Here is a 23,160-nt window from a genome sequence, read left to right as displayed (position 1 = left end):
GTCGTCCATCCGGATCAGGAGTGTGAGCAAGGAGATGAGCCCTACTTCCGTAGTGCGGTCGGCCGTCGGTGTCGCAGTGGCCGCCAACCTCCCAGTCCTGCTCTGGGGCGCTCCCGGCACCGGGAAGACGTCCTCGGTGCTCGCGTTAGGCGCCGCACTCGACCTCCCCGTCGAGGTCGTCGTCGGCTCCATCCGCGAGCCGAGCGACTTCTCCGGGCTGCCGATGGTCCGGGACGGCCGGACCTGGTTCGCCCCGCCCCGCTGGGCCGAGCGGCTGTCCGAGGCGGGCCGGGGTCTGCTCCTCCTCGACGAGCTGACCACCGCACCGCCCTCAGTGCAGGCCGCGATGCTTCGCGTGGTGTTGGAGCGCACCGTCGGCGACCTCGAGCTGCCCGCCGCTGTGCGGATCGTCGCCGCCGCCAACCCGCCGGAGTCGGCGGCCGACGGCTGGGAGCTGTCGGCTCCGCTGGCGAATCGATTCGTTCACCTGGACTGGCAGGTCGATGCCATCGACGTCGCCGAAGGCCTCGCGGCAGGCTTCCCCGTGCCCACGACGGGTCCGCTCGTCTCGCCGTCCCCCGCCGAGATCGGCGGAGCCCGGTCGATGGTCGCCGCCTTCCTGCGGGTACGCCCCGAGTTACTGCTCGCGGTGCCCGAGGAACCGAGCAGGGCCGGGCGAGCCTGGCCCAGTCCGAGGACATGGGAGGCAGCGGCCACGATCCTCGCCGCGTGCACCACCGGGGAGGTCGCCGAGGAGGTGCGGGCGGAGTTGGTCCTCGGCGCGGTCGGGGCGGCAGCGGGCTTCGAGCTGATCTCCTGGCTGCGCAACCTCGACCTCCCCGACCCGGAGACCCTTCTCTCGGCTCCGGACACCCCGTTGCCGGAGAGGGCGGATCGGCTCTATGCGGTGCTCGGTGCGGTCGTCGCGCACGTGGCGGCCGACGGCAGCCCGGCCACGTGGGAGGCGGCCTGGGCAGTGGTGGCCACGGCCGCACGCAAGGCACCGGACGTCGCCGCCGGGGCCGCTCGGTCGCTGGCGAAGGCCAGACCTGCCGGGGCCGCCCTCCCCCACGCGATGCGAGGGCTGACACCGATCCTGCGTGCGGCCGGACTGCTGCGATGAACAACAGCCAGAACCCTGAGCTCGGATCAGAAGGAGCGGCCGATCAGGTGCTGGCCCGGTTCGCCTCGGCTCGGCTCTGGGCGGCGCATCGGGCGCCGTACCTGGCCAGCGCCGTCTTCGCTCTGACCCCGGTGGTGCTGGCGCCGTTGGTCGACGAGCGAACGGGCGGGCTCGTCCCCGACCCGGAGTTCCGTGCATTCCCCGTCGACACCCGGTGGCACGTGCACCTGGAGACCGGCACCGCGCTGACCACTCCGGTGCCCGAGATCGGCTGGTGGCTGCTGCACCACATCGGACATCTGGTGCGCGCGCATGCCGCGCGATCACCGGTCCGCGCCGAGACGACTGTTTCTGCCGCCGCCGGAGCGCCAGGCGACACCGAGGCGCGGCGGTGGAATCAGGCGGCCGACGCGGAGATCAACGACGACCTGGCCGCCGAGGGCCTGCCCGGCCCCGACGGAGTGATCTCTCCCGCCGTGCTCGGTCTGCCCCCACATCTGACGGCCGAGGAGTATCTGTCCCGGTTGGACGTTCTCGCCGAGGCCGTCGGCCGAGGCGGGCACGAGTTGGCGGAATCGGTCGACTGCGGCAGCGCGGCCGACGGCGTGCGCCGGGATCAGGAGCTTCCCGAATCCGGCGGCGGACCGACGGAGCTGGAGCGTGAACTGCTGGAACGCTCCCTGGCTGTCGGAATTCAGGACCGCGTCGCCGCGAGGAGCGAGGTGCCGCTCGGCTGGCGACGGTGGGCCGAGGCGCGGCTGCAGCCTGCGGTGAACTGGCGGGCACGGCTCGCCGCGCTGATTCGACGTGGACACGGCCTGACGAGCGGACGCGTCGACTTCAGTCATCGACGTCCGTCCCGCCGGGCCGGATCATGCCCGGACATCGCGCTACCCGCCATGGTGCAGCCGGTACCCGCCGCCGTCGTCGTGATCGACACCTCGGGCAGCGTCAGCTCAGTCCGGCTCCGCCGCCTGCTCAGTGAGGTCACCGCGATCCTGCACGGCGTCGGCGGGACCGGACGCAGGCTGCGAGTGCTCTGCTGCGATCTGACCGCGCATCCCGTCCAGGAGGTCACCCGTGCCGAGGACGTCGTCCTGCTCGGCGGTGGAGGCACCGACATGCGGGCCGGGATCGCCGAGGCTCCCGCGCTGCGACCGCGGCCGGACCTGGTCATCGTCCTCACCGACGGCCAGACCCCATGGCCGGTCCGCCGTCTCGCCGTTCCGCTCCTCGTCTGCCTGATCGGCGAGGACGGCAGCGCCCCCGAGTGGGCGCATACCGTGCGAATTCCTGAGGAGGAGCCATGACCATCGCGTTTCCCGACGACCCGGAGGAGCCGCACGACGCCGAGGCCGTGGCGAACCCTCGAACCGGCGACGGAACGGACAGCCGCTCGGCCCCGACGGGAGAGGGCCCCGACAGTCCGAGCGAGGAGGGACGGGCCGGGGACCGAGACCGGACAGCGGGCTGGGGGGCGGGTGCCGCCGAGGACCTCAAGCCGGAAGCGCTGCACGAGTGGTCGGCGTCCGGCTGCACCGTCGCCGAGGCCCGCCGATGGATCTCGGACGGGTACACCGCGGCCGATGCCGCGCGATGGCGACGAGCCGGGGTGTACACCCCGGACGCGGCGCGGGAATGGCGCTCGGCGGGCCTGACCCCTTACACCGTGGACGGTGCGCTGCGTGCAGGCATGACACCGCGTGACGCGGTGCGCTGGCGCGAACTCGGCTATTCCGTTCAGGCCGCAGCCGAACGCCACCTCGCCGGGGAGAGTCCGCACCCGAAGGGCTGGTGGCATCGCTTCTTCGGCCGCCGACCGGTGCGGTTCGGCGAGGAAGGCGGCAGCGAACGCGGTGGCAGCGACCGAGACGGCAGCACTGGTGGCGGCGGGGAGCGCAGCAGCGCGCGCGGAGGGCCGGGGCCGACCGACCAGGGTCAAGGTCAAGGTCAAGGTCAAGAGAGTGCAACACGGGCCGGGGACCGTGACTCGGGGCGCGGCAGATCGGCCGCGATGCGGGTACTGCTGCACGCAGGCGTCACCGCCGCCACCGCACGCGAGTTCGTCGACGCGGGCTGGTCCGGCAGGGCCGCGATCGCCTGGGCCCGCCGAGCCGTTCCGCCGACGGACGCCTCGATCTTCGACGCGCTCGGCCTCTCCCCCGCCGAGGGGGCCCAGCGGCTGCGCCATGGCGAGGATGCCGTCTCGATGATGACCGACTGGTGGCGGGCAGACGTCCCGCTCGACGAGGTCGCGGCCTGGGCCGGGGCCGGCTTCGCGCCCGAGGAGGCCGCCGCGATGCGAGCCGACGGAGTCGACGTCGAGCAGGCTGCGATTCTGCGCGCGCTGGGCGAGGACGAGCGGTGACCGGGCCCGATGCGGGGCAGGCAAGCCCCGGCCCGGCCCGATGCGGGCCGGGGCGGAGCGGGCAGGCTGCCATCTGGCGATGAGGTGAGGCTCGTACGGGAATCCCGTCGGGACGGGATGCGGACGTCGACGATGCCCGACAAGGCACCGGGGGTCGGCGACACCGGGTGGGCAGGCGGTGCGGCGAGGGGTGCACCGAGTCCCCGCTGAGCCGGTGCGGACCCGGACCGCGAGTGGAGACAGAACAGGGAGCGACGAGACAAGCTCAGACCGCCGGTCGGCCGGCTGGCCGGTCGAGTCCCGAGGAGCTGCCGCAATGAGCGGTCTCGAGGCGGAGCCGGTGCAGGCTCCCGGCAGAGCCGGTGCGGACGAAGGGCCTGCTGCGCGTGCTCGGACCACAGCTCCGGCGACTGCTCGGGAACCCGGCCGCGTCGACCGACGAAGCCGAGAAGGCGGTTCGCCGAACAGGATTTCGTCGCGCACGCCGCGACGACGAATCGTGCGGTGAGGAGTCGGGGCAAGTCGCGTCGGGGCGGGACAAGTCGGGGCGGGTCAGGGCAGGACGAGTCGGGGCAGGGCGGGGCGGGACGGAGCCGAGTCAGGACGGAGCCGAGTGATGATCGCGAAACGGTGTGGGGGGGCTGGCAGGTGGCGCTCGGCATCGCCTGCTGCGCGCAGTGAGAGACGCGGTCCCTCTCGACTGCTCGGTTCCACGGTTCGTCCTCGGCAGACGGCGCAGAGACGTGCCGGTCCGGCGAGCTCAGGCAGCGCGGCGCCGATCCGCCATCGCTCGCCCGGCATCAACCGCCTCACCAGCCGGGATGGCTGAATCCGGCCGCACACGGTCACCGACATTGACCACGCAGTGATCATCGCTAGGTTCGGAGATCGACAACCCCCGTCGCGGCGACGTCCGTCCCTTCCCCCCGCCAGACGCCACGGAACCCCTCTCGTTCCCCGGTCCGGACTCGGCGACGTCGCCGGGTGTCTGGGAGATGACGACGGGTCGCGCCGCGTGTCATCGCCGACGGAACGGAGTTCGTCCATGCCTGGATTTCCTCGACGTGGTTTTCTCGCCGGAACGGTGGCCGCAGGCGCCGCAGCGCAGCTTCCCTGGCTGACAGCGCAGGCGTCCGCCGCCACGAGGCAGACCTCGGCCTCCCCCGCCGAGGTCAGCCTCGGCTGGCTGGAGGGCGGCGCACCCGCCGAGGTTCCCGGCACCACGTGGGGTGTGCCCTGGCCGAAGGGGGCACTACCCGCCGATCAGGCCTTCGCCCTGCACACCGACGGCGGCGACGAGGTGCCGGTGCAGACCTGGCCGATCGGCTACTGGCCGGACGGCTCGCTGAAGTGGTCGGCCCACGCCGTCGGCCCGCACACCGCCGCCGATGCCTACCGGCTGACACCCGGTGACGGATCGGCGCCCGCGGCCCCGGTGACGGTGCGGGAGGACCGTCGCATCGTCGAGATCGACACCGGAGTGATCCGAGTCCGCATCCCGCGCAGCGGGTCCACCCTGATCGAGTCGATCAGTCGCGACGGCGTGGAGATCGCCGGTGCGGGTGAGTTGATCCTGATTCGGGGCGACTCCGCCGAGGACGGCGACGAGGGCAGCAGCAGGCGGGAGCGCTTCGTCGGCCGCGTCGGCACGGTGACCGTCGAGCAGGCCGAGGCGGTCCGCGCCGTAGTGAAGGTCGAGGGCGTGCATCGGGCCCGTCGGGGTGGTCGGGAGATGCTGCCGTTCACCGTGCGGCTCTATCTCTACGCGGGTGCCGAGAACCTGCGGATGATGCATAGCTTCGTCTTCGACCGGGACGGTCAGGAGGACTTCGTCCACGGGCTCGGCGTGCGACTCCAGGTGCCGATGCGCGATCAGCAGCACGACCGGCACATCCGGTTCGGCGGGCAGGACGGCGGTCTGCACGCGGAAGCCGTGAAGGGCCTGACCGGTCTGCGGCGCGACCCTGGCGTCGAGGTCCGACAGGCGCAGGTCGCCGGTCGGCCGACGCCGCCGGTGGACGGCTTCCCGGACAACGTGCGCACCCGGATGCATCTCATCCCCGACTGGGGTGATCACACGCTGAGCCAGCTGTCCTCGGAGTCCTTTCAGATCCGCAAGCGCACCAAGGCCGGGCACGGCTGGGTGCCCTCGGCAACGGGCAGGCGCGCGTCGGGCCTCGGCTATGTCGGGGGCATCAGCGGCGGTCTGGCCTTCGGGCTTCGCGACTTCTGGCAGCGGCATCCCACTCAGCTCGACGTCCGCAACGCCGCGACGGAGACGGCCGAGGTGACGGTGTGGCTGTGGTCGCCCGATGCCAAGCCGATGGACCTGCGGTTCTTCCACGACGGTCTCGGCCAGGACACCTACGAGGAGCAGCTCGAGGCCCTGGAGATCACCTACGAGGACTACGAGCCCGGCTTCGGCACCGCTGAGGGGATCGCTCGAACCAGCGAACTGCTGTTCTGGGCGCTGCCCGCCACGCCGACCGCCGACCGCCTCGCCGCGATGTCGGCCTCGGTGAGCACACCGCCGCTGTTGACCGCGCCGCCGGAGCATCTGCACGGCGCGGGCGTGTTCGGCGATTGGAGCCCGGTGGACCGCTCCACGCCTGCCAGAGCCGAGATCGAGGATCGGCTGGACTTCCTGTTCGCCTTCTACCGTGATCAGATCGAGCAGCGGCACTGGTACGGGTTCTGGGACTATGGCGACGTCATGCACACCTACGATGCCGACCGCCACGTCTGGCGGTACGACGTCGGCGGTTATGCCTGGGACAACTCGGAGCTGGGCACCGACATCTGGCTGTGGCTGCACTACCTGCGCACCGGCAGCGCCGAGGCGTTCCGGCTGGCCGAGGCGATGGTGCGGCACACCGGCGAGGTCGACGTCTACCACTCCGGCCCGTACGAGAAGCTCGGCACCCGCCACAACGTGCAGCACTTCGGGTGCAGCGCCAAGCAGGTGCGCATCAGCACGGTCGCCAACCGGCGGTACTACTACTTCCTGACGGCCGACGAGCGCGTGGGCGATCTGATGCACGCCCAGATCGACGTCGACCAGACGTTCCTCACGCTCGATCCGAGCCGCAAGGTGCGCGGCGACGTCTACGAGCCGGACCCACAGGCATTGAGCATCGGCACCGGCACCGACTGGAGCGCGTTGGCCGTCGCCTGGCTCACCGAGTGGGAGCGCGGCGGCGATCCGATCGCGCGGGAGAAGCTGTTCGCGGGAGTCGAGACGATCCCGCAGCTGCCGAACGGCTTCTACACCGACGGCGAGCGCTACGACATCGACACCGGTCGCTACCACCTGCCTGCGGATCACGGGATCAGCGTCTCGCACCTGAACGCGGTGTTCGGCCAGGTGGAGTTGTGCAGCGAGTTGATCGATCTGCTGGCGGACTCCGCGTTCGAGGAGGCCTGGCTCCAGTACTGCAGGCTGTACAACGCCACGGCCGCAGAGCAGGAGGCCGAGCTCGGGGAGTCGCTGGGCAATCTCAACCTCGGGCAGGCACACTCCCGGCTCACCGCCTACGCGGCCAAGCGGCTCGGTGACGAACGGCTGGCCGAGCGGGCGTGGGCGGAGTTCTACGGCGGTGCGGCGGGGTACGGACCCGATCTCGACTGGTCGGTGACCCGGATCGAGGGGCCGCGCACCCTGAACCCGATCGACGAGGCCGCCTTCGTCTCTACCAACGCCAGCGCACAGTACGGGCTGGCGGCCATCCAGAACCTGGCGTTGATCGGCGACCGCCTGCCGGACTGAGTGCGGACGATCCCGTTGTGCTCGCCTGATCAATCCCTCCATCGGCACGGCCCTGGCGGGGCCCGTCCACCGGAATCTTCCCGCTCGGCGGGCCTCGTCGGCGGAGCGGGATCGAGACGGCCCCGCGTCGAGACCGGGTCGCTCGCCACACCGGGTCGGGTCACTCCGGGTTCGGTGGCCGGACGAGACCCGTGCGGACTCGTGGTCCGTCGGTGTGCGCGAGCCGCGCCGCGAACCTCCGGGCGGTCGGCCCGCGAACCGGCGGTGGACGCCGAGTAACTGCGCAGCCCGCCCCACGACAGTGCGGCAGAGCTATTCGGGTCGGACGGACTGAAACGGCGGCACGTCGACCCCGGGCCTGCCGGGTCCGAGGTTCCAGTCCGTCTGACCCAAGTCCGTCGCCCGGTCCATCGCGGCGTTACCCGCCTCCGCCGGTCGGCCGGGGAGTGGGATCTGCTTCGCATCGCCTGCATAGGGGACGGCATCGAACGTCGTGCGGTTCTCGGTCGAACCCGCCCGCGACGGGATAGGAGGCCGGGCTGCGAGACGGCAGGCTGCCGGTGTTTCCCGGTAGCGGAAGACGCGGCCCCCTCGGACATCGGATTCCGCTTCGCGGTGGGTGCGGTTCGTGATCAGATCTACCGCAACAAGCGCATCCACTCACCGAGTCGCGCACGAAGATCACCCGATGGGGAGCCCGAGTCCGCGTCCGGTCGCGGGGCTCGGCCCTTGCAGGCGTCCCGGCGAGTAGATGATCAGCTGCGTCGGGGGTCGACTCGGGGCGACACGGCGTCCGACGCGGCTCGCCGAGCCGCGTCCCGGATCGCAGTCTCCTCCGCATGCGAGCGGCTGCGCTGCGTCCAGCAGACGAAAGGAATCGCGACATGCACCTCAGGACGACAGGTCCCCTCGACGCTCCGGTCCTTCTGTTCATCCACGGCGGCGGAATGGCCGGGTGGATGTGGAACGCCCAGATCACGCATTTCGAGCAGCGCTACCGCATCCTCGTCCCCGACCTGCCCGGACATGACAAGAGCAGCGACGAGGATTACACGACCAGTGCGGCCGTCGTCGAGTCGCTCGCCGAGGAGCTGCGCAGGCTGCCTTCGGGCACGGACGTCACGGTGATCGGCTTCTCCCTCGGCGCCCAGATCGCGATCGAACTGGCCGCCACCCACGCCGATCTCGTCACGCGCGTCGTGGTGGTCAGCGCGCTCACGCAGGGCGCACCGCTGCCGGGTCTCGTCGACTGGATCGTCGGTGCCACCGCGCCGTTGGCTCGGATGCCCTGGTTCGCCAGGATCCAGGCGAAGTCCCTCTTCGTTCCCGACGAACTCCTGGACGACTACCTCCGGACCTCGGCCGCGCTGACGAAGGAGAGCCTGGTCGCGCTCACCCGGGCCAACGCGGTGTTCCGGACACCCGAGTCGTGGCGCGAGTTCCCCGGTCGGGCGTTGCTCCTCGCCGGTGACAAGGAGCCGCGCGCGCTGCTGCGCGGGATGCCACAACTCCATGCGGACCTGCCCGGCAGCGAGTGGGAGGTGCACGCAGACACCGGGCACGGGCTGCCCCTCGCGCATCCCGCCTGGTTCAACACCCGGGTCGACGACTGGATCACACGGCCCTCGTACTGACCGGAGAGGGTCTGCGGCAGGAACGGAGCACGCCCACGGCGCGGTTCCGACTCCGGTCTCCGCGCGGGGCCCTCGTCCTGGCGACCGGTGCAGACCGGCCGTCTGCGGGCTACTCGGCGCCCGATGCAGGTTCGTCCTCCGCTGCCTGGTCGTCCACTGCGGCCGATGCCGGGGCGGCCGGGTTCGACCACTCGACCGCGATCTTGAAATTGGCCTCGGCCGAGGTTCTGGCGATGACCACACCCGCCTCGGCCGAGACCTTCACCGCGATCTCCACCGTGACCTTGTCCGGCTTCCTCGGCATGTCACTGATGCGTTCGACGGTCATCGCGCCGAAACGGCGAATGCGCTCGATGGACTTCTCGACCCGCCTGCGCAACCGCCGATCACGCTCGGCCGCATCGCCGTCCGATTCGTCGGCGTCGGCGTGGTGCTCGGGAGAATCGGAGTCTTCGACGTCCAGATCCTCCAGATCATCGAGGTCGTCCAGGTCACGGTCCGCCCGTCCCGGCTTCGACGGAGCGACCCGTCCTCTGCCCACGGGCTCGGCGCCGCCGTAGTGCGGTGCACGCGACTCGTCGCCCTGGATGGGTACCGGATCGCCGTCGTCGAAGGGGAGGTACTCCACGTGCACGGTCACGGTCGTCTCCTCGGATCGTCGTCGAGCGTCCCGCCGAGCCCGCCCGGCAGAAGTTGATCGCCGCCTGCGGTCGCCACCCGGTACGACGGCCGCCCGACACGGTTTCGCCTCGACCCCGGCCCGCCGCGTCGTCATCCGAGAAGCCGTTCGAGGTCCCGACGGCAAAGTTAGCGTGATCGCTCCGCAGCGCGGGGCGGTATCAGGCGAGTCGATCGGCGAGATGCTCGGCTGCGACGACGTCATGCGGTCGGACTGAGACCGATCATCCCCGACGTCGGCCGTCGCTGGCGGGCCTGGCGACTGCCGATTGGTCGACGGCCGTGCGTCACGAGCACCGACCGGCATCGAGGGGCTACCGCACCCGCGTCTGCCTGCATGCACGGCACGGCCGTGCAGGTCCGTTGTGGAGCGTGACCGGACCCGCCCGCTCCGGATGCCGGGCCCGTGTCCGGCGTCGAATGCGGTGCGAACTCCGTCGAACGGGCTTTGACACCGCTCGGGGTCACCCGTACCGTGGAAAGCGCTTTCCATTCGTCTACGGTGAGGCCTCGTGTCGATCTCGCGTTACCGCGACCTGCTCTCGACCCCGGCCGTCGGGGCATTGCTCGCGTCCTCGGTCCTCGCCCGCGCCTTCACCGGGATGACCAGCCTCGCGATGCTGCTGCTGGTCACCCAGGATCACGGCTACGACGTGGCGGGACTGGTCACCGGCACCTCGGTGGTCGGCTCGGTGCTCACCGGACCCGCCGTGGCCCGGCTGGCCGATCGCGTCGGACGACGGCTCGTGCTCCTGGTGTGCTCGGTGACCTACACGGGCAGCCTGGTCACTCTCGCGCTGCTGCCCTCGGAGCCGCTCCTGCTCATGGCGGTCGCCTCGGTGGGCGGCGCGACGACGCCGCCGGTGATGGCGGCACTGCGGGCCGCCATCGCGGCCCTGACCTCCCCGGAACAGCGACTGACCGCCTTCTCCCTCGACTCGACCTTGCAGGAGATCGTGCTGGTCGTCGGGCCGATGGTCACCACCATGCTCGTCGCCTTCGCCGGTCCGCAGGCGGCACTGATCGGCTCGGGCGTGCTCACCCTGCTCGGCACCGTCCTCTACTGCGGACAGCGCGCCGCCGAGGCGGGCAGACCGGCCCGCGCCCCGCACAGGCGCCGAGGAGCCCGCCATGAGCCGCAGTCCGATTCGGCGCCGCCACCACGCAAGGGCAGGCTCGCCGGACCGGGCTTCGTCATGATGATGGGCTCCGCCAGCGCCTTGCTGGCAGGCCTGGTGATGGTGAACCTGGCGGCCGTGGCGGGAGCGGGCGGACCGGACGCGCCGACGGCCTCCGCCTTGATGCTGGCCTGTGTGGCCGCCGGGTCCGGCATCGGCGGCTTGGTGTTCGGCGCGCGAGCCAAGGGCCGCGCCGCGCTCGCGCTGTTCCCCGGTGGTGTCGCCGTCGGCGCCGTCCTGCTCGCACTCGCCCCGAACACCGTGGTGCTGGCGATCCTGCTGGTCCTGTTCGGCACCATGGTCGCGCCCGCCCTGACGATGCTCTACGACGGACTCACCCGGCGTGCCTCGGCGACCCGCGCCACGGAGGCCTTCGCCTGGCTGTCCAGCGCCACCGGAGTCGGTGGCGCCATCGGCAACATGGCGGGCGGGACGGTGGTCGAGCATCTCGGCTCGCGTGGCGGCTTCCTCGTCGCGGCGGCCTCCCTCGCGATCTGCGCGGGAATCTGCTCGCTGCCGGTTCTGCGCAGACCCGCGATCCGACCGGAGCCCGAGAACCAGCCCGTGGTCGCGGGCGCCCCGCAGCCGCCGTGACGTCCGGCCGGGACTCGATCGATCGCCATCGCCGTCCTCCTCGGGGCGGCAGCAGGCCGCTCGCCCTGGATGCGGCGGCCCGGTCGGGTCTCGGCGGCGGCATCGCGAGTGAGTCGAGCCTGCACCGCAGCGTCGCACGCGCCTCGTCCGGGCTGATCAGATCCGGCAACCTGCGAGCAGGCCTGCCTGCGTGGCCGGGGGGCAGCAGATCGACCGGTCCGGCTCGGCGCGCCGCCGATCACTGGCGACTCCTGATCATCATGGGCAGCCGTCCCTGGCCGCCTCGGTCATCACCGGAGGTTCCCGGACCGCCCGGGTAGGGCACGCCCGCGAGGCCCTCTCGACAGGGTCCCGCGAATCACGCCCGTTCGCGGCCCTGCCAGGCCGCCCAGAGCCGCGCATACCGACCTCCCGAGGCGACCAGCTCGTCATGGGTGCCGATCTCGACGATCCGGCCGTGCTCCAGCACCACCACCCGGTCGGCCGTCACGGCCTGCGGCAGTCGATGGGCCACCACCAGCGTGGTCCGGCCTTCGGTCGCTCGGGCGGCGGCCCGCTCCAGCTCACGGGCGCCCGCGCTGCCCGCCTCGGCGCTGGCCTCGTCCAGGACCGCCACCGGCGGGTCGGCGAGCACCAGCCTCGCCAGGGCCAGTTGCTGCGCCTGCGGGGCGGTGAGTCGACGGGCGTTCTCGCCCACCACCGTGTCCACGCCGTCGGGCAGTGCGGTCACCCAGCCGAGCGCTCCGACCCGGTCGAGGGCGGCGCGCACCCGCGACTCGTCCGCATCCGGAGCCGTCAGCCGGACGTCGTCGATCAACGGCCCGGAGAAGACGTGGACGTCCTGGCTGATCAGAGCGACGTGCCTGCGCAGCTCACGCAGGCCCAGCTCCCCGATCGGCACTCCGCCGAGCAGCACCGAACCCGAGGCGGGAACCAGCACGCCTGCCGCAATGCCCGCCAACGTCGTCTTGCCCGCCCCGCTGGCGCCGACCAGCGCGACCCGCTCCCCCGGCCGGATGCGCAGGGTGACGTCGGCCAGCACCGCCGGCCCGTCGGCGGGCACCGAAGACCGGGCGGCATCGGGACCGGCGGCAGCGCGACCGGCGGCGCTCCCCGGCGGCGCCGAATAGTGATGCGAGACCGAGCGGATCTCCAGACCGGTGTCGGCGGGTCGCGGCGGGTCGACGGGCTCGGCGGCGGCGGGGATGTCGGCGACGCCGACGAGCCGGGCCAGGCTCGCCCCGGCCGACTGGATCTTGTCGAAGCCCAGCATGACCGCGCTCAGCGGGTTGAACAGTCGGTGGAAGTACAGTGCGGCCGCCGTGGTGGCTCCCACGGTGGCCAGGTCGCCACGGACCAGCAGAAAACCGACGACGATGATCGCGGTCAGCCCGACGAACTCGCCCGCGTTCACCCTGGAGCCGAAGCGGGTGAGCAGCCGGAAGACCCGCACCGAGATCGACTTCGCCGCCGAGGACCGCTCGTTGATCATGTCGACGCGCTCGGCGTTCAGCCGGTAGGAGTCGACCGTGGCGTGCCCGTGTAGCGAACTCATCATGACCTCGGCCCGCTCGGCGATCGCCACTCGCTCGGCCGCGTATCCCGGCCCCGACCTCGGCAGATACCAGAACAACGCCCGGATGTAGATCGGCAGGGCGAGCAGGCCCGCCAACCCCAGCCGCCAGTCCAGCGCGACCAGACCGCCCATGGTGAGCAGCAGGGCGAGCACGGAGGAGACCAGGACGGTCGCCTCGTTGGCCACCACGCGGCCGACCACCGCGACGTCGTCGCCGACGCGGGAGAGCAGGTCGCCGGAGCCGGTTCGCTCCAGGACTCCGGGCGGGAGGTGGAGGGCTCGGTCGACGACCCGCTCCCTGAGCCTGGCCAGCATCGTCTCGCCCGCCCGGACCATGAGAGCACCCGCCAGCGCGGTCAGCACACCGCCTGCCAGCGCGGCGCAGGCGATCAGGAGGACGACCTCCAGCACGTCGCCGCCGGTCGCGCCGCGCGTCACCGCGTCCACCAGCCTGCCCAGCGCCCAGGGGGCGACGAGCCCGCAGAGATTGGCGAGCACGCAGGCGATCAGCGCGGCCGAGGTCGTGCCGGGGGTGTTCAGCAGTTCGGTGCGCATCACCTGCCAGGACCGACGCGCCGAGGCGATCGGCAGGGACGAGGCGGCCGACTCGTCCGCCGTCGGCTCGCGACGACGCTTCCGCCGGGTGCGGCCGGGCTGACGAGTGCGGCGGGATCGTCGCCCGCCCCGCTCGTCGGAGTCGGTGCCCGCAGGGACGTCGGTCGCGACCGCGTCGGCTTCGGCGACCGCGTCGGCCCCGACGGAGTCGGTTGGCGTCGCGCCGGGCGAACCCACGACGACCGCGTCCAGCCGGTCACTGCGCAGGCTCGCCGCGCCCGCGATGCCCGACCGCCCGGTCGACGTCTCGGCCACCGCCGCTCCCTTCACGCCTTCCGACGAGCCTGCGGCCGTCGAGAGTGAGCCTGCCCGCGCCGAGCCGGGCCGGGCGGGCTCCCCGGCCCGGGCTGCCGAGCGGGCCTGCTCGGATCGATTCGTCGACGAATGCGTCATCGCAGGACTCCGCTCCGGTACCGCTCATCGGTCGCCGCAAGCCCGGCGTGGGTTCCCACGGCCCGAACCCGGCCGTCCGTGATGACGACGACCCGGTCGGTATGGGCCAGCAGCACCGGGCTGCTGGTCAGAACGATCGTGGTGCGCGACGTCGGCGCATCGGCGCCGTGCCGAAGGCGGGCCAGCCCCGTCGCGATCGACTCCTCCGTGACGGCGTCGACGGCGGTGGTCGGGTCGTGCAGCACCAGCACCGGCGGATCGGCGACCAGCGCGCGGGTGAGCCCGATGCGCTGCCGCTGGCCGCCGGAGAGGGTGGCACCGCGATCGGCCACGGCGTGGTCCAGGCCGTCGGGATGCGCGGCGACGACCTCGTCGGCCGCCGAGGCGCGCAGCGCCGCCGCCACCTGCTCGGCCGTGGCCGTCGGCCTGCCGGTGAGCACCGCGGAGCGCAGGGTGCCCTCGAAGAGGTCGACGTGGTGATTCTCCACCAGCAGCGCGCTGCGCAGCTCGGTCAGTCGTAGGGCGGTCAGCGGGACGCCGCCCAGCAGGGCAACGTCCGAGGACGGCGGGGTCGCCCCCGGCTCGTCACGGCGCGAGGCAGCCACGTCCGCTCGCGGGACGACGTCCGCCCCCACCGCGACGGCGGCTCCGGAACTGCGTGTCTCCTCCGTCGGCGGACCGGCGGGGACCCGCCCGGAGAGCAGTTCCAGCAGTGCCTCGGCATCACGGGCGTCCTCGGTCACCACTCCAACGAACTCGCCGGGGTCGACGCGCAGGTCGAGCCCGCGCAGGGACCCGTGCTCGATCCCCGAGAGCCGCAGCACCGGCGGGTCGATGAGGAGCGTGTCGCCCGGCTCCACCCGATTCGGCGTGTCGATCACGGCCACCAGACGCGCCGCCGAGGCCTTCGCGACGGCGAAGGCCTGGCCGCAGAAGCCGAAGAGCTGCACGGGCTCGGCGATGAACTGCGCGAGGCCCACCACGGTGATCAGCTCGCCGATGCCGATGCGGCCCTCGACGGCGAACCAGCCCGCGAAGCCTGCCACCGCAGCGAGTAGGAGCCCGCTCGCCGCCGTCGTCGAGCCTCGGTACACGCCGATCGGGGTGGCGGCTCGCAGGGTGCTGCGCAAGGCGTCGGCGCTGCTTCGCCGGTAGCGCTCGCCCGCGTTGTGTCCGGCGCCGAGGCCGCGCAGCGCGTGCAGGCCTCGGACCAGGTCCGTCGCCAGCCCGGAGAGCCTGCCGACGGCGGCCTGCTGCGCGCCGCTGCGCCGGGTGAGCAGCGGCGCGGCGAACTGCAGCAGCACCACCAGGATCGGGACGCCGATCAGCACGCCGAGGCCGAGCGGCACGTCGATGCGCAGCAGCACCACCGCGGAGATCACCATCGCCACCGAACCGGCCACCACGAGCGCCACGATGTCGAGCACGGCCGAGGCCCGTTCCGCGTCGCCGGTGGCCACCGACAGCAGCTCCCCCGCCGGGGCGCTCGTCTCGGCGCCACGCGGGTCCAGTGCCCGGCCAGCGACCTCGACCCGCAACAGGTGTGTCTCCTGCTGCATCGCGCCGAACAGCGAGCGGGCTCCCAGCCGCCAGGCGAGGGTCAGGGTGAGGAACAGCGCCGCGAGCGCGACCACGGACCAGGTCAGCACACCGCCGTCACCGGTGACCACGGCTCGGTCGATGACCAGTCCGATCGCCACCGGAACCATGGTCTCGGCGGCCTGGTGCGTGCTCAGGCCCGCCACGCCGACGGCGACCCGACGACGATGCCTGCCCACGGCACGGCGGAGCAGTCCCCCCGGCGTCATCGCCTCAGCCCGACACGGAGTCGACGGCGGTGGCCGAGTGGTGCCTGCCGATCGGAACGACCATCGGCGTGGCCGAGACGGGGCAGGGCACCACCCGCGAGGCCATGCCGAACACGTCCGACACCAGCTCCTCGGTCACGACGTCGGTCGGTGCGCCCTCGGCGACGATGGCGCCCTGCTTCATCGCGATGAGGTGGTCGGCGTACCGGCAGGCCAGGTTCAGGTCGTGGAGCACCAGCACCACGGTGCTGCCCTTGCGCCGGTTCAGGTCCGTCAGCAGGTCCAGCACCTCGATCTGATGGCTGACGTCGAGGAAGGTGGTCGGCTCGTCGAGCAGCAGAAGGTCGGTGCCCTGGGCCAGCGCCATGGCGATCCAGACCCGCTGTCGCTGGCCGCCGGAGAGCTCGTCGATGGAGCGCCCGGCCAGTTCCAGGGTTCCGGTGGCCAGTAACGCCTCGGCCACGGCGTCGTCGTCGCCCGTGCTCCACTGGCGGAACCAGCCCTGATGCGGGTAGCGGCCCCGGCCCACCAGGTCGGCGACCCGGATGCCCTCCGGGGCGGTCGGCGACTGCGGAAGCAGGCCGAGCACCGCAGCCACCGCCTTGGTCGACTGGGAGTTGATGTCCTTGCCGTCGAGGTGGATCGTGCCTGCGGCGGGGGCCAGCAGCCGGGCCAGCCCACGCAGCAGCGTGGATTTCCCGCAGGCGTTGGCCCCGACGATCACGGTGACCTTTCCCGGCCGGATCTGCACGTTCAGGTCCTTGACGACCTCGCGGCTGCCGTAGGACAGGCGCAGATTCTCCGCGCTCAGCGTGTGTCGGTCCGTCATCCGATGCTCCTCATCACCTGTGCCACCACGTCCACTCCACGCCGTCCGTCGCGTCTCATTCCGCGCGGTCTGCATCCGCGGGGGGCGCGTCGGCGGCGATCGACTCCATCGGGCGTCATCCGCTTCGTCCTCCGCGATTCGACACGGCCAGCAGCCACAGCAGGTACGGCGCCCCCACCAGCCCGGTGATCACGCCCACCGGGAAGTCGACGCCGTCGATCAGGTGCAGGGCGATCAGGTCGGCCGTGAGGACGAGGAGACCGCCGGTCAGGGCGGACGGCAGCAGCGCGAGGCCCGCTCCTGCGGTCAGCCGCCGGGCGATGGGCGCGGCGACCAGCGCCACGAAGGACACCGGACCGGCGGCGGCGGTGGCCACGGCCGCCAAGGCCACGCCGACCGTGATCAGCCCCAGCCGCGAGCGCTCCACCCGGACGCCCAGTCCCGCTGCCGAATCGTCGCCCAGTTGCAGCGCACGCAGTGGTCGGGACAGCACCACCACCAGGGGAAGCAGCACGGCCAGACACCACAGCAGCGGCGTCGCATGGGCCCAGGTCCTGGAGTGGAGGCTGCCGGTCAGCCAGACGAGGGCCGCCTCGGCGGTCTCGACACGGGACCTGGTCATCACGTAGGAGATGACGGCGGTGAGGATCGCCGCCACGCCGATGCCCACCAGCACCAGCCGCTGTCCGGCGACTCCGTGTCGCCAGGCCAGCAGATAGATCGCCAGCGCGGTGACCAGCGCGCCGCAGACCGCACCGATCGACACCGCCGCGCCGCTCGCCCCGAACACCACGATGGAGATGACGGCGGAGGCGGACGCCCCCGAGGTGATGCCGATGATGTCCGGGCTGGCGAGCGGATTGCGCAGCAGGCTCTGGAACAGGGCGCCCGAGAGGCCGAGCGCGACGCCCACCAGTAGTCCGGTCAGGGCCCGAGGCAGGCGCAGTCCGCCGATGATGAAGTCGGTCGTGTGCTGGGCACCGCCGACGAACCAGGCGAGGACCTCGGAGGCCGGGACGGGGAAGTCGCCGAGGGACAACGACACGACCAGGACGACGGGCACCGCGACGGCCAGACCCAGCGTCACCGCCGTGTTCCGCAGGCCCTGTCCCCGACGGGCGCGGGCCACCGCGTGTCGAGCGGCCTCGTTCGCGCCAGGACGGCGAGGGGAGTCTGGCCGGTCGCCGCCCCAGTCCCGCCGAGGCGGCCCGCCTGCGGGCCGGGTTCCGGGCGCGCCGGACGGGGTTCGCTCCGAGCCCGCCCGATCGAGGATGCCGCCGGTTCCGTCGGTCGCCATCACAGCTCCAGCAGTCGACGTCGGCGGATCAACGCGATGAACAGGGGCGCCCCGAGCACGGCCGTGACGACCCCGACCTGCAGCTCACCCGGATTCGCGACGACGCGCCCCAGGATGTCGGCGGTCAGCAGGAGGATGGGGGCGAGCAACGCCGAGTAGGCGAGAATCCACCGGTAGTCGGGTCCGGTGATCAGCCGGGCGACGTGCGGCACCGCGAGACCGATGAAGCCGATCGGGCCCGCTGCGGCGGTGGCCGTCCCGCAGAGCACGACGACGGCGATCAGGACGAGCAGTCGATCACGGCCGACCCGTCTGCCGAGCGACCGGGCGAGGTCCTCCCCGAGCGAGAGTGCGTTGAGCACCCGGCCGCAGACCAGCGCGAGCAGCAGCCCGGCGAGGATGAAGGGCAGCGCCTGCACCACCACGTCCATCCCTCGACCCGCCAACGCGCCGACCTGCCAGAAGCGGAAGCGGTCGAAGGCGGCGGAATCGGTGATCAGCACCGCCGTGGTCAACGACAGCAGCGCGGCGTTCATGGCCGCACCGGCCAACGCGAGCTTGAGCGGCGTCGCGCCCTCGCGACCCATCGCCGCGATGCCGTAGATCACGACGACGCTCACCGCCGCCCCCGCGAAGCCGAACCACACGTATCCGGTCAATGTGGTGACCCCGAGAACACTGATCGCGGTCACCAGGAAGAAGGCGGCGCCCGCGTTCACCCCGAGGATTCCAGGGTCGGCCAGCGGATTGCGGGTCACGCCCTGCATCAGGGCGCCCGCGACACCGAGGGCCACGCCCGCCAGGATGCCGAGCAGCGTCCTGGGCAGCCGCATCTCCCGGACGACGAGGTGATCGCCGTCGGCGGCGTCGAAGGTCCAGAATCCGTCGTGGGTGAAGGCGTCCAGCACCACGGAGAACGGGATGGGCTTGGCGCCGACGGCCAGCCCGGCGAGCACCGCGACCAGCAGCACCAGCCCGAGGCCCAGCAGGCCCGCGCTGAGCCCGAGGGTGCGCCGGACGGACGGGCGGCCGACGGGATCGACGGTCGCGGGGTCGGTGGAGTCCTCGTCCGCCGGGCCGGTCGAGGCTGAGCCTGCTCCGACGACGTGGTCCCCGGCGGAGCCCCGCTCCTGCCCCGCGGCGGTGCGGCCGCCGCCCGCCTGCCGGGATTCGTCGGCGGCAGGCAGCCCGGAGCGGGCCCGCGCACCACCGTCGAGGGCAGCCCGGTCCGTCGATCGATTCGCCACGAATCGGGGTTCGACCGTGCCGGTGCCCGGCACTGGACCGGGCACCGATCCGCCAGGGGGCAGCGTCGTCACGGCTGCCGCCCGGGTGGCCCCGGACGCCTCGACAACGCTGCGACGAGTCCGGTCGCCTCGTTCCACATCTCGTCTTCCCTCGTGCATGGACGTTCGCGGCTGCCGAGCTGCGGCCGGGTCAACCCACCTTCTCGACGATCAGGGGCAGGAGTTCGTCGATCGTGTAGGGAATGCTCAGCACCGTGTTGTGCGCCATGGCCAACCCGAGGTATTCGGTGTCCAGCCAGATGACGTCATCCCGCTCGACGACGTCCAGTGCCTGGAAGACCGCGTCGTCCTGGGCGGCCTCCTCGCTGCCGCCCTGGTCGAGGATCACCAGCACGTCCGACTCCAACAGGTCCATCCGCTCGGCGCTGAGGTCGATGTAGAAGGCACCGTCGTCAAGCTCGGCCAGTTCATCGGGCAGTCGTAGTCCCATGGCCGTCATGAACTGGCCTCGGGCGTCGAGGTCGGTGAACGGCCAGTATCCGCCGTCGGGGTTGGGCAGCAGTGCGGCGCCGGTCCGGCCCGCCAGTTCCGGATGCTCGGCGGCGGTGTCGGCGAGCAGCGCCTCGGTCTCCTCGATCAGCACGGCGGCCTCGTCGGGCTTGCCGACGGCGCGGCCGATCACCTCCGTGTGGTCCTGCCACGGGACGGCGTAGTCGGCGTGGTCCGCCGAGCGGACGACGGTGGGCACCAGCTCGGAGAGCGCGTCATAGGTGGCCTGGTCCATCGAGTAGTTCACCGCGAGGACCAGATCCGGCACCAGGGCCAGCACCTCCTCCGGTTCCGGGTCGGAGGTGGCGGGCAGTACCGTCGGCTGGGCGTCGCCGAGCGCCTCCTCCGCCCACGGGCCCACGGACTCCAGCCCGGTCCACGGGTGGACGGCCATCGGGGTCACGCCCAGTGCCAGCAGCGGGTCGTGATCGGTGATCCCGAGGGTGACGATGCGCTGCGGCGGCTCGGTGATCTCGGTCTCGCCGTACTGGTGCTCGATGGTCACGGGGAAGGCGGTGCCCGCTCCGCTGTCGCCCTCGAATCCGGGCTCCGGTAACTCGGCGGACTCGTCGGCCGTGCCGCAGGCCGACACCAGCAGGAGAGCGGCGGTGAGGCCGACGACCACCCGGCGTAGATTCCGGGGGGACGAGTGCGGCACCATGATTTTCCCTTCACCAGCACGGACCAGAGTTAGGTCAGGCTAGCCTAAAGCTCTCGATCATTCGTCGGCGCATGAACGTGTCCCAGGTCGCAGGTCCGCGCCGCCCCGCAGGACCGCGTTCACACTGCCCCGCCGATCCCGCCGCGCAGGTCGCACGTCACGCCGTCCGGGCAGGCTCGGGCCGCTGCTGCGGAGGATCAGGGCCGGTCAGCGCGCCCGGCGGATCGGAGACCACTTCGGTGCCGGAGCGGGCACGCCCACCACGCGCACCGAACCAGCCGCGTGTGATGTCGACACCGCCCTCGCCGAACGCTCTCCGCTGCCCGAGACACGCTCGGTCGCGTGACCCTGGAGCCGGACGGGGCCGTGAGCGGGTGGCGACGAATGCGCGGGCTAGCTCGGGCGCAGCGCGATGGCCAGCAGCTCGGCAGGCGGCCCGACGAGCCTGCGACCCGACGTCCACACCGCCCGCAGCGTCCGCCGCAGGTCGACGTCGGCCACCGCGACCTCGACCAGTCTGCCCTCGCGAAGATCCACGGCGACCGCGAGGACGCTGAGCACGGCGGGGCCTGCCCCGGCGATGACCGAGCTGCGCACCGCCGTGGTCGAGCCGAGTTCGAGCAGGACGGTGGCGGGTGGCGCACCCGCTCTGGTCAGGGCACGATCCAGTGTCTCGCGCGTGCCGGAGCCGATCTCGCGCACGACGAGCGGCGTGGCCGCCAGGCGCGCGGCGTCGACGGGCCTGCGACGCCGCGCCCACGGATGCCCCGGCGCGACCACCACGGCCAGCCGATCAGTGCCCACCCGGCGAGCGGCCAGCCCCGCCGGGGCCGACGGCGACTCGACGAACCCCAGATCGACCCCGCCCGAGCGCACCAGCTCCGCCACCGTCTCCGAGTTGGTGACCTGCAACCCCGCGTAGAGGTCCGGCGCGGCCGCCCGCAGCTCGCCGAACCAGCCGGGGGCGAGGTGCTCGGCCACGGTCATGCTCGCCGCGACCCGCAACGTCGCCTGATGCCTGGCGCGCAAGGCCTGCGCCCCGGTCACCAGACCCGCGAACTCGTCGAGCACCCGCCGCGCCCAGTCGGCGACCATCTGCCCGCCGGGGGTGAGTGTGGAGCCGCGCCGGGTGCGATCGACCAGCACCAGGCCGAGCTGCCGCTCCAACAGGGAGAGTCGCTTGCTCGCCGAGGGCTGACTGACGTGGAGGTCGGCGGCCGCCCGGCTCAGGCTGCCGTGCTCCCCGACCGCCACGAGCAGCCGCAACGAGCGGAGATCCGGGTCGTCGGTCATGCACACAGGTTATGACCCCAGTCGGATTCGAGGGCTACCGACCCGCAGGCGACACCCGAATGCTGGGGCGTCGTGAGCATCGGCGACCCGACGACAGGAGCAGACCGCCTCCCGAGGTGGGCGGGCGAGGAGGCGGTGGACGCGGGACGGGCCCGGCCTGCGTCGGATTCGTGGGACTGCGCGGGTGGTGCCGGCTCGGCGGACGGCGAAGCGTGCCTCGCGGCCTGCGACGCCGGGGCCGGATGCAGCCCGGCCGCCCTCGGTGCCGACAGTGTCGCCGTAGGCACCGCCGCGTCGGCCTGCAATCGTGGAGCCGTCACCGAGACGACCCGTCCGGTGGCAGGCGGACCGCACCCGACCGGTTCCGACGCCGAGCGTCCCAGCGCAGACCGTCCCACCGCAGACGCGGAGGCCTGCGGCGAGAGCACCGTCGGCGTCTCGACGGCAGCCGGCGACCCGTCCTCCGACGCCTGCGACATCGGCGCACCGCCGACCGACCCGCGACCGTCGACCGTCGCCGCCTCGAGTTCTCGCCTCGCCCCCGCCCGGCTGGTGCCGGGGCTCGTCGTCGTCGCCGTCGCCGTCGGGCTCGCGGCGGTGCTGCACGCCGCGATCCCGTCCGTCGGGTTGGTGACGGCGGCACTGCTGCTCGGTGTGCTGGCCGGAAACCTGCCGCTGCTGCCCGCCGCCGCCTCGGTCGGCGTCACGTGGGCGACCCGCAGACTGCTGCGGGCGGGTGTGGTGCTGCTCGGGTTGGGGCTGTCGATCCCGCAGCTGCTCGGCGTCGGTCCCGGCGTGCTGCTCGCCGTCCTGCTCACCGTGGCGGGGACCTTCGTGGTCACGGTCTGGCTCGGCAGGCTCCTGGGGCTCTCCCGTGGCCTGTCGCTGTGTGTGGGCACGGGATTCGCGGTGTGCGGCGCTTCGGCGGTGGCGGCCGTCGAGGGAGTGATCAGACGCGAGGAACGGGACGTCGTGACCGCGATCGCCCTGGTCACCCTCTACGGCAGTCTCGCGGTGGCGGCGCTGCCCCTGGCGGGCGGGGCGCTCGGGCTCGACGAGCAGCACCTGGGCCGGTGGATCGGGCTCAGCGTGCACGAGGTGGCGCAGGTGGTCGCCGCCGCCGCACCCGCAGGCGAGGAGGCCGTCACCTCGGCCGTGGTGGTGAAGCTGAGCCGAGTCGTGCTGCTGGCACCGCTGATCGCGGCGATCAGCGTCGTCGAACGGCGCCGCAGACCGACGACGGGGACTCGGCCGCCGCTGATCCCGCTGTTCGTGGCAGGCTTCCTCGCCTCGGTGGCGCTGCGCAGCAGCGGCCTGCTGCCCGACGTCGTCCTGGCGCAGGCCGCGACACTCACGACCGTCCTGCTCGCGGCGGCGTTGTTCGGCCTCGGCACGACGGTTCGCCTGGCCGCGCTGCGGCGGACCGGCCCGCGCGCCCTGCTGCTCGGGCTGGCCTCGACCCTCGTGGTCACCGGGTTGGCCTGGTCGACGCTGTGGGCGCTGGGCTGAGCCGCGACAGCCGTCCGCCTGCCGGGTAGACCGGGCGTACGG

At 72.5% G+C, this 23,160-nt stretch carries 15 protein-coding genes; 7 read left to right on the top strand and 8 right to left on the bottom strand.

Annotated elements, in window-relative coordinates:
- Positions 1–34 precede the first annotated feature (34 nt).
- From UA75_RS13430 to UA75_RS13410, 5 genes are all read left to right on the top strand, one after another.
- On the top strand, positions 35–1,123 hold the full coding sequence (locus UA75_RS13430) for an AAA family ATPase (protein WP_075743777.1): 1,089 nt from the start codon (positions 35–37) through the stop codon (positions 1,121–1,123).
- Positions 1,120–2,433 carry a DUF2201 family putative metallopeptidase gene (locus UA75_RS13425; RefSeq protein WP_075740526.1) on the top strand — a complete coding sequence of 438 codons (1,314 nt, stop codon included), beginning with the start codon at positions 1,120–1,122 and terminating at the stop codon, positions 2,431–2,433. Before UA75_RS13430 ends, UA75_RS13425 begins: the two co-directional genes overlap by 4 nt.
- Complete coding sequence (locus tag UA75_RS13420; protein ID WP_198043013.1) at positions 2,430–3,491, top strand: hypothetical protein; 1,062 nt, start codon at positions 2,430–2,432, stop codon at positions 3,489–3,491. The genes UA75_RS13425 and UA75_RS13420 overlap by 4 nt, the downstream gene beginning before the upstream one ends.
- Positions 3,492–4,536: 1,045 nt before the next feature.
- Positions 4,537–7,257: a Tat pathway signal sequence domain protein gene (locus UA75_RS13415; RefSeq protein WP_075740525.1), complete on the top strand. Its 2,721-nt coding sequence runs from the start codon at positions 4,537–4,539 to the stop codon at positions 7,255–7,257.
- Between the two features lie 884 nt (positions 7,258–8,141).
- Complete coding sequence (locus UA75_RS13410; protein WP_075740524.1) at positions 8,142–8,891, top strand: alpha/beta fold hydrolase; 750 nt, start codon at positions 8,142–8,144, stop codon at positions 8,889–8,891.
- Positions 8,892–9,000: 109 nt separating this feature from the next.
- Here UA75_RS13410 and UA75_RS13405 read toward each other — a convergent pair whose 3' ends face one another.
- Positions 9,001–9,531, bottom strand: coding sequence for a CU044_2847 family protein (locus UA75_RS13405; protein ID WP_075740523.1), 531 nt, complete (start codon positions 9,529–9,531; stop codon positions 9,001–9,003).
- Between the two features lie 550 nt (positions 9,532–10,081).
- On the opposite strand from UA75_RS13405, the gene UA75_RS13400 reads away from it, so the two are divergent.
- A complete protein-coding gene (locus tag UA75_RS13400; protein WP_075740522.1) occupies positions 10,082–11,341 on the top strand; it encodes an MFS transporter in 1,260 nt (419 codons plus the stop codon).
- Between the two features lie 358 nt (positions 11,342–11,699).
- Here UA75_RS13400 and UA75_RS13390 read toward each other — a convergent pair whose 3' ends face one another.
- From UA75_RS13390 to UA75_RS13360, 7 genes are all read right to left on the bottom strand, one after another.
- Positions 11,700–13,925 (bottom strand): ABC transporter ATP-binding protein, encoded by a 2,226-nt coding sequence (locus UA75_RS13390; RefSeq protein ID WP_083683181.1) that lies wholly within the window; start codon positions 13,923–13,925, stop codon positions 11,700–11,702.
- Positions 13,922–15,733: an ABC transporter ATP-binding protein gene (locus UA75_RS13385; RefSeq protein ID WP_075740520.1), complete on the bottom strand. Its 1,812-nt coding sequence runs from the start codon at positions 15,731–15,733 to the stop codon at positions 13,922–13,924. Before UA75_RS13385 ends, UA75_RS13390 begins: the two co-directional genes overlap by 4 nt.
- Before the next feature lie 4 nt (positions 15,734–15,737).
- Entirely contained in the window at positions 15,738–16,562 is an 825-nt protein-coding gene (locus tag UA75_RS13380) for an ABC transporter ATP-binding protein (RefSeq protein WP_075740519.1), read from the bottom strand.
- A gap of 115 nt (positions 16,563–16,677) precedes the next feature.
- A complete protein-coding gene (locus UA75_RS13375) occupies positions 16,678–17,859 on the bottom strand; it encodes a FecCD family ABC transporter permease (protein WP_083690689.1) in 1,182 nt (393 codons plus the stop codon).
- Positions 17,859–18,848, bottom strand: coding sequence for an iron chelate uptake ABC transporter family permease subunit (locus UA75_RS13370; RefSeq protein ID WP_075743773.1), 990 nt, complete (start codon positions 18,846–18,848; stop codon positions 17,859–17,861). The genes UA75_RS13375 and UA75_RS13370 overlap by 1 nt, the downstream gene beginning before the upstream one ends.
- Positions 18,849–19,296: 448 nt before the next feature.
- A complete protein-coding gene (locus tag UA75_RS13365) occupies positions 19,297–20,316 on the bottom strand; it encodes an iron-siderophore ABC transporter substrate-binding protein (protein ID WP_075740518.1) in 1,020 nt (339 codons plus the stop codon).
- A 393-nt stretch (positions 20,317–20,709) separates the two neighbouring features.
- Positions 20,710–21,609 (bottom strand): LysR family transcriptional regulator, encoded by a 900-nt coding sequence (locus UA75_RS13360; protein WP_075740517.1) that lies wholly within the window; start codon positions 21,607–21,609, stop codon positions 20,710–20,712.
- Between the two features lie 549 nt (positions 21,610–22,158).
- Between UA75_RS13360 and UA75_RS13355 the strand changes: the two genes are divergently transcribed.
- Complete coding sequence (locus tag UA75_RS13355; protein WP_075743772.1) at positions 22,159–23,118, top strand: YeiH family protein; 960 nt, start codon at positions 22,159–22,161, stop codon at positions 23,116–23,118.
- Positions 23,119–23,160: the final 42 nt, after the last annotated feature.

The sequence above is a fragment of the Actinoalloteichus sp. GBA129-24 genome (assembly GCF_001941645.1).
Classification (GTDB): domain Bacteria; phylum Actinomycetota; class Actinomycetes; order Mycobacteriales; family Pseudonocardiaceae; genus Actinoalloteichus_A; species Actinoalloteichus_A fjordicus.
This window is presented reverse-complemented; position numbering and strand designations above follow the sequence as displayed.

What these genes read in the sequence shown, in the direction of transcription:
- UA75_RS13415 (WP_075740525.1), top strand. Translation starts at nt 4,537, where the DNA reads ATGCCTGGATTTCCTCGACGTGGTTTTCTCGCCGGAACGGTGGCCGCA.
- UA75_RS13360 (WP_075740517.1), bottom strand. Translation starts at nt 21,609, where the DNA reads ATGACCGACGACCCGGATCTCCGCTCGTTGCGGCTGCTCGTGGCGGTC.
- UA75_RS13430 (WP_075743777.1), top strand. Translation starts at nt 35, where the DNA reads ATGAGCCCTACTTCCGTAGTGCGGTCGGCCGTCGGTGTCGCAGTGGCC.
- UA75_RS13425 (WP_075740526.1), top strand. Translation starts at nt 1,120, where the DNA reads ATGAACAACAGCCAGAACCCTGAGCTCGGATCAGAAGGAGCGGCCGAT.
- UA75_RS13385 (WP_075740520.1), bottom strand. Translation starts at nt 15,733, where the DNA reads ATGACGCCGGGGGGACTGCTCCGCCGTGCCGTGGGCAGGCATCGTCGT.
- UA75_RS13380 (WP_075740519.1), bottom strand. Translation starts at nt 16,562, where the DNA reads ATGACGGACCGACACACGCTGAGCGCGGAGAATCTGCGCCTGTCCTAC.
- UA75_RS13365 (WP_075740518.1), bottom strand. Translation starts at nt 20,316, where the DNA reads ATGGTGCCGCACTCGTCCCCCCGGAATCTACGCCGGGTGGTCGTCGGC.
- UA75_RS13420 (WP_198043013.1), top strand. Translation starts at nt 2,430, where the DNA reads ATGACCATCGCGTTTCCCGACGACCCGGAGGAGCCGCACGACGCCGAG.
- UA75_RS13410 (WP_075740524.1), top strand. Translation starts at nt 8,142, where the DNA reads ATGCACCTCAGGACGACAGGTCCCCTCGACGCTCCGGTCCTTCTGTTC.
- UA75_RS13390 (WP_083683181.1), bottom strand. Translation starts at nt 13,925, where the DNA reads ATGACGCATTCGTCGACGAATCGATCCGAGCAGGCCCGCTCGGCAGCC.
- UA75_RS13375 (WP_083690689.1), bottom strand. Translation starts at nt 17,859, where the DNA reads ATGGCGACCGACGGAACCGGCGGCATCCTCGATCGGGCGGGCTCGGAG.